Source organism: Microcystis sp. M53602_WE12, assembly GCF_030065455.1.
Taxonomy (GTDB): Bacteria; Cyanobacteriota; Cyanobacteriia; order Cyanobacteriales; family Microcystaceae; genus Microcystis; species Microcystis aeruginosa.
The window spans coordinates 1-7,265 of sequence record NZ_JASJFB010000762.1; the positions used below are offsets into that span (position 1 = coordinate 1).

Here is a 7,265-nt window from a genome sequence, read left to right on the forward strand (position 1 = left end):
GCTCAGCATCCCTATAAAACTCAAATCTTGGACTTCCATTCCTGCAAAACCCAATGGGCAACTCGTTCACTCTATTTTGAGGGACAGAAGCGAAATCAATTCTGTATCCTACACTACCGTTTGAATTTGGAATTGCTGACTATGTTGACCTATAACCACAAAAAAACCCGCTTGCGCGGGCTTTTTCCACAAAACCAAAGTTTTAATTAACCTAACAACGCTTTTGCCTTCGCTACCACGTTATCCACAGTAAAACCGAACTTCTCTGACATTCCTAGATAAAATATCGTAATTTTGTTAAAATAATCTCAAAGAAAAGCCTCTAAAATCAAAGGTAATGTCCAAAATCGCTAAAAAACTTAGTAATTCTCCTTTTCGTTATCCCGGCGGTAAATTTTATGCCCGTAAGCTAATCTTAGCTTGTCTTCCTAGTCACCATAAGTATTGTGAACCCTTTGCGGGGGGAGCATCTATATTCTTTGCTAAGGAAAGTGTAGCAGAGAATATTCTCAATGACAAAGATGAGGAATTAATCAACTGTTATCGACATATCAAAGATTATCTTGATAGTCTAATTGAATTATTAAAAGATCTAAACGCTACCAAAGAACTACACAGTTATTATAAAAATGAATTTCAACCAGCCAATGACCTAGAAAGAGCCATGCGTTGGTATTATCTAAATAGAACTTCCTACTCAGGAATTATGAAACTTGAAAATTGTTATTGGGGCTATGGTGATAAGTATTCTATGCGTCCTGAAAACTGGCCTTCTCACCTAAAAACCACTTCGGAAAAACTGCAAAATGTCAATTTATCTTGTTTAGATTTTGAAGATTTAATCAATCAATTACCCGATGATTACTTTTTATTTGTCGATCCTCCTTACTTTCAAGCAGATCAAAATAAATTCTATTCCTGCTTCTTCAGTCTAGAAGATCATGAAAGGTTATGTAAGACGTTGAAAAAACATCAACATCGATTTAAATTTCTTTTGACTTATGATAATTGCTCCGAAATTAGAGAAATGTATGATTGGTGTATTTCTTTACAAGATAATGAATGGAATTACACTATTAATCGAACTGATGATCAAAAAAATGGTTTAAAATTAGAACATGGTTATCAGAGTGAAAGACGCAAGGGCAAGGAGGTATTTATTGCTAATTATGATCTTGAGAAACCTGCAAGATTTACACCTCTACAATTAAGTTTATTCGATGTATCTTGATTCCTAATTTTAATCAAGTAAATCCTCTATTTTTTCTATCGGGAGCCATGGTTGTAGAGGTTCAGCCGTATTAACATCAAAGAAAATTTTGGGATAATTAGGGATGAAATTACAGTTTTGATCCTGGCATTTCTGGCGAGAACAATTGATATTATTGGTTTGATTTGCTGTTAAATCTTTACTTCTGGCAACGTACATTTTTAAAAGGGCTTCTTCTTGATTATTAATATTAATTTTGCTTAAAAATATTTGCTCTTTTGGTGTGGGCTTCCAAACAAATAGTCCCGTTTCTAAATTGGTCTAAAAAAAAGCATTGGCAAGAGATGTAATCACTAAATCAAAATCTGTTTTAATATGAAGGTATTCCTATCAATTTAGACCTTTTGTGTTCGGTAATTCGATTTGTAATTTTCTTGTGCGAGAATGGGTACTTTTTCAAAAAAGATCAAGTTGAACTTCAAAAAAAGGTTTTCTAATTATTAAAGGAGGATCACCGATTTCTCCAGAGAGTTTCAGCAAGCCATCATCAAAAGTATCTAAAACATCCACTCTGGCTTTAATTGCCGTCGCCACATGAGTTGCATCTTTAGGTTTTAGTGCCTGATATTGCCACATCAATTCTCTGGCTAGTTCACCAACTTTTCTGTCCACATCATAAATATAAATCCACTCATGTCGGAAAAAATCTCTGATTTTTTCCTCACTTTCTTTAGGTAATTTTGGCTGTCCTTTTTCTAATTTCACCACTTCAATAAAAGTAAGAGCAGAAGTCACAATTATTACCTGACCATTTTCAGCTGCTTTGAGAACAGAAATACAATCATTAATTTTATCCTTTTCATTTTTCAGGAAAGCTAAAAAAACACAAGAATCCCAGTAGTGTAGCTTTTTTGTTGGACGAATCACTTACTTCCTCCCCAAATTCCGATCATTTCCTCAATGGTAGGTAAATCTTTTTCCTCAGGAAAAAGATCAATTGACTCAACTTTAATCCCGATTTTTTCCCCATCTTCTCTAGAGGTAACTATCCCCGATACAGAGACTCTTTTTTCTAGATATTCTTTGATATTATCAAGTAAATTTGGTTCAAAGTAACATTTAACACTTTTATTAGTCAATAAATTGTAAACTCTAAAAATAGGTTGACGACTTACATCAATAGCTTTAAGCACACCTTCTACAGTACCAAAACTTTGATATTTTCCCCCGATAATTTCATCAACATTAGCAATCAAAGCTTGATTCAAGTCGATACACCTTGAATCAAAGCCCAATTGCACCATAAACTCATCTCTTTTTTTCAATATTGCTAATGATCGCGCACTTTCTAAAGCTCGATCAGAAAAATACTTAGGGCGAATCGGATGTTCTAAAATTGTTACTATTCCCCTTTCTACAGTCTTAATAACTTCAGAAATTTGACTAGGTGTAATCTGATCTTGAGGCATTCCTTCTAAAGTAAGATGAATGCTGCCACTATGAATTTGAGAGATTCTCCAATTTATCAGGGGGCGATTTTTGTTAGCAAGGGTTTTATCTACTTCATGGAGTAGTATTGCTAATTGTTCTTGAGCCTTGATAAATTTATCAAAAGACAACAGTGAGCCTTCTATATCTAGTGTTAGGCTCTTGATTGTTTCCTTCGATATAGGGCTTTCCCCTTTAGTCATGGCTCTAGGAATCGTGATAATTATCTCAAGTGTAAAGGTTTTGGCTAACTACTAAAGCTTCCTACTTTACATTTTTACATGAACTAACCCTAAAGCCTAAACTAGGTTGACCTATAACCACAAAAAACCCGCTTGCGCGGGCTTTTTCCACAAAATCAAAGTTTAATTAACCTAACAACGCTTTTGCCTTCGCTACCACGTTATCCACGGTAAAACCAAACTTCTCTAGAATCACACCTCCTGGAGCAGAAGCGCCGAAGGTATCAACCCCCAACACATCCCCCTCATCGGTGATGTAACGATGCCAACCCATAGTTGAACCCGCTTCCACTGCGAGACGTTTTTTCACTGCTTTCGGCAGTACCGATTCTTTGTATTCTGCCGATTGTTCCTCGAATAGCTCCCAACAGGGCATAGAAACGACGCGAGCTTTAATTCCTGCTTCTTTTAACACCGCAGCCGCTTTATCGCAGAGATACAACTCGCCACCCGTACCGATGAGAATGACATCGGGAGTACCTTCACAATCGGTTATAACATAAGCACCTTTAGCCACACCATCGAGGGAAGTTCCCGCTAAATTGGGCAGATTTTGACGGGATAATGCTAGTAACGTCGGGCGCTTAGTTTCGCTCACCGCTACTTTATAAGCACCGGAAGTTTCCGTACCATCCCCCGGACGCATGACTAAGAGGTTAGGAATAGCGCGCAGAGAAGCAACGTGTTCCACGGGTTGGTGAGTCGGTCCATCTTCCCCTAAGGCAATGGAATCGTGAGTCATTACCCAGATGACGCGGGTTTCTGACAATGCCGATAAACGGATAGAATTCCGCATATAGTCGGTGAAAATCAGGAAAGTCGCCCCGTAGGGAATCAATCCCGTGTTATGGAGAGCAATCCCGTTACAAATCGCCCCCATCGCGTGTTCCCGCACGCCAAAATGGACGTTACGCTCCTGATAACTGCCTTTTTGGAAATTACCAAAATGCTCTAATTCGGTGTAGTTAGAGTGGGTTAAATCCGCCGAACCACCGATTAAACCGGGTAAAACCCCCGCAAGCGCATTTAAGCAGATTTCCGAGTGTTTACGACTAGCGAGCGCCTTATCTTCGGGTTTATAAACCGGTAAAGCTTGCTCCCAACCTTCCGGCAGTTGACCGGTGGTTAACTGTTCAAATAAAGCCGCTTCTGCGGGATATTTGGCCTGATATTCGTTAAATAACTTATTCCAGTCCGTTTCTGCCGTTGCTCCCTTGTCCACTGCTTGCCGGAAACGATTTAACACCTCATCGGGAACCACAAACGGCTCGTATTGCCAACCTAACGCTTTCCGGGTTAACTCGATTTCTGTTGCTCCTAAAGCTGCCCCGTGAACATCGGCGGTATTAGACTTATTGGGGGAACCATAACCGATAGTGGTGGTGATTTTAATCATCGAGGGTTTATCGGTGACAGCTTTGGCGGCTGCGATCGCATTGGCAATGGCATCTAAATCGGTGTTACCATTCTCGACGTGCTGAACGTGCCAACCGTAGGCTTCAAAACGCTTGCTCACGTCTTCGGTAAAAGCGATATCGGTGGAACCATCGATCGAGATATGGTTATCATCGTAGAGAGCGATTAACTTGCCTAAACCCCAGTGACCGGCTAAAGAACAAGCTTCCCCGGAAATACCCTCCATATTGCAACCATCACCCAAAATCACATAGGTGTAATGGTCGATAATTTTGGCATCCGGTTTGTTGAAACGGGCCGCTAAATGGGCTTCTGCTAGGGCCAAACCGACACCATTAGCAATCCCTTGACCCAGAGGACCGGTGGTCACTTCCACCCCTTCCGTGACGAAATTTTCGGGGTGGCCGGGGGTTTTCGATTTCCACTGCCGGAATTGTTTAATTTCCTCGAGGGGAACGCTATCGTATCCGGTCAGGTACATCAAAGCGTACTGCAGCATACAACCATGACCGGCGGAGAGAACAAAACGATCACGATTAACCCATTGGGGGTTTTTCGGGTTAAAACGCAGGAATTGATCCCAGAGAACAAAGGCCATGGGAGCGGCTCCCATGGGCAGTCCGGGGTGTCCCGATTTAGCTTTTTCTACGGCATCTACCGCTAAAAAACGCACCGCATTAATACAAAGTTCTTCGAGGGATTGGGAGGCGACAACCATAATGTTTTTTAGAATGAACTACAAAAATAAGACCAGGTTAAAGAGGGAGCCACTCAAAGATTACTCTTTCAGGGGCATCGACTCAAGCATATTTTCTAAAAGCTAAGGTGACGTTATGGCCGCCAAATCCAAAGGAGTTGGAGAGGGCAGCGTTAACTATCTGCTGACGACTTTCGTAGGGGACGTAATCGAGATCACAATCGGGGTCGGGATTGTCCAGGTTGAGAGTCGGGGGAATCCGATCATTAGCGATCGCCATAACCGTGGCCACGGCTTCAATGCCGCCAGAACCGCCTAAAAGGTGGCCTGTCATCGATTTGGTGGAACTGACGGGGATTTTGTAGGCCGATTCTCCTAAAGCTTTTTTAATCGCCTTGGTTTCCGTGGGATCATTAGCCCCTGTACTGGTGCCGTGGGCGTTGATATAGCTAATTTCCGCCGGAGTTAAACCGGCATCTTTGATCGCTAATTCGATCGCTCTGGTGGCTCCACGACCGTCGGGAACTGGTGCCGTCATGTGATAGGCATCGCAAGTCAGACCATAACCGATCATTTCGGCGTAAATCCGCGCCCCACGAGCCAAGGCTGTTTCTAATTCCTCTATAATCAAAATTCCTGCCCCTTCCCCCATGACAAAACCATCCCGATCCTTGTCAAAGGGACGACTGGCCCGGGTGGGGTCATCGTTGCGGGTGGACAGGGCCTTAGCGGAGGCAAAACCAGCCAATCCCAGGGGGGTAACGGCAGCTTCCGTCCCGCCGCAGATCATCGCTTTGGCTAAACCCCTTTGTACTAGACGGAAAGCATCGCCGATGGCATTGGAACCGGCGGCGCAAGCGGTCACGGTGCAGTTACTCGGTCCTTTGGCCCCCGTGTGGATGGCGGTTAAACCAGCGGCCATATTGGCAATCATCATCGGGATCATGAAGGGACTACACCGGCTCGGACCTTTTGTCAAGTAAATTTCCTGTTGATCCTCAAGCACTTTTATGCCACCCACGCCCGTACCGATTAGTACTCCTATATCATCGGCATTGAGAGCGTCGATAACTAATTGAGAATCTTGCAGTGCTTGCAAACTGGCGGCGACGGCAAATTGAGCGAAACGGTCCATGCGCTTTGCCTCTTTGCGATCCACATAGTCGTGGGGGTCAAAACCCCGCACTTCCCCAGCAATGCGACAAGCGTGACGGGAGGCATCAAAGTGGGTAATTAAACCAATGCCACTTTTGCCGTTGATTAAGCCTGTCCAATAGTCTGCTAGATTATTGCCGAGGGGAGTGATTGCACCCATCCCCGTGATGACAACCCTTTTTAATGGCAATTCTGTCATGTTTGTTCAAAAATAAGGGCAGATTTTGCCCCAGATATTTAAGGCTAAATTGTCAATTTTCTCGCAATAATTAGGCGGTTGCTCCTACTTTCTCGCTAATATGGTCAACAGCTTTGCCCACAGTGTCAATTTGTTCGGCCGCTTCGTCGGGAATTTCAATATCAAATTCTTCCTCTAAAGCCATCACTAACTCGACCACATCAAGGGAATCAGCTTGCAGATCATTAGCAAAGCTTGCGTCGGGAGTAACTTTTTCCGGCTCTACTTCTAATTGTTCCACAACAACTTTTTTAACTCGATCGAAAATACCTTCACTCATGGATGTCAATTTTTATCCGCTGGTTTACCGGACTCTAGCCTCTAGGGTCTGGGGAAATGGGGCGGTGTTACCATTTCCGACAATAAATTTCGGTTAGCTTTTTCACTGACCATTTTTCATCTTACTGGAAGTTGTTCCCCTCTTGATGAAGTTTTTTCTCGATCATCGGGGAAGTGGGGTGTGGGGTGTAGGGTGTGGGGTGTGGGGTGTGGGGTGTAGGGTGTGGGGTGTGGGGTGTAGGGAGAAGGGAGAATAAATAGAAATAATCTCCTGTCTCCTGTCTCCTGTCTCCTATCTCCTATCTCCTATCTCCTGTCTCCTATCTCCTGTCTCCTGTCTCTTATCGCCTGACGACCGAATAAAAAGCAAAAATATAACGGATAACTCCGAAATTCAGATAATAATCATCGGAAATTTTGGGTCTGAAACCCCGCCGTTCTAGGTTGGCTTTACGTTAGAATTAAAAGGCCAGTCTCGAAAACCAAGTGGACGGCGCAGCACCTTGAAAGCTCGGCTTAGGGGGTTCCGACCAGAAAAGC

Annotated in this window: 7 protein-coding genes; 2 read left to right on the plus strand and 5 right to left on the minus strand. The window is 43.0% G+C overall.

The annotated features are described in order from the left end of the window. Nucleotides 1–210 (plus strand): hypothetical protein (locus PX482_RS23485; protein ID WP_288123101.1); only part of this gene is annotated, 210 nt, incomplete at its 5' end. A 127-nt stretch (nt 211–337) separates the two neighbouring features. Further along, nucleotides 338–1,231 carry a DNA adenine methylase gene (locus tag PX482_RS23490; RefSeq protein WP_045361839.1) on the plus strand — a complete coding sequence of 298 codons (894 nt, stop codon included), beginning with the start codon at nt 338–340 and terminating at the stop codon, nt 1,229–1,231. 435 nt (nt 1,232–1,666) lie between these two features. On the opposite strand, the gene PX482_RS23495 is transcribed toward PX482_RS23490, so the two are convergent. The 5 genes from PX482_RS23495 to acpP form a co-directional block, all read right to left on the minus strand. After that, on the minus strand, nt 1,667–2,137 hold the full coding sequence (locus PX482_RS23495) for a type II toxin-antitoxin system VapC family toxin (protein WP_004159431.1): 471 nt from the start codon (nt 2,135–2,137) through the stop codon (nt 1,667–1,669). Then, entirely contained in the window at nt 2,134–2,901 is a 768-nt protein-coding gene (locus PX482_RS23500) for a hypothetical protein (protein WP_004159432.1), read from the minus strand. Before PX482_RS23500 ends, PX482_RS23495 begins: the two co-directional genes overlap by 4 nt. 166 nt (nt 2,902–3,067) lie before the next feature. Further along, nucleotides 3,068–5,074, minus strand: coding sequence for a transketolase (tkt, locus tag PX482_RS23505; RefSeq protein ID WP_288123103.1), 2,007 nt, complete (start codon nt 5,072–5,074; stop codon nt 3,068–3,070). Between the two features lie 82 nt (nt 5,075–5,156). After that, the gene (fabF, locus tag PX482_RS23510; protein ID WP_288028078.1) at nt 5,157–6,407 is read right to left on the minus strand and encodes a beta-ketoacyl-ACP synthase II; all 1,251 of its coding nucleotides are present in this window, start codon (nt 6,405–6,407) and stop codon (nt 5,157–5,159) included. A gap of 70 nt (nt 6,408–6,477) precedes the next feature. Further along, nucleotides 6,478–6,726: an acyl carrier protein gene (acpP, locus tag PX482_RS23515; protein ID WP_002798625.1), complete on the minus strand. Its 249-nt coding sequence runs from the start codon at nt 6,724–6,726 to the stop codon at nt 6,478–6,480. Between the last annotated feature and the right edge of the window lie 539 nt (nt 6,727–7,265).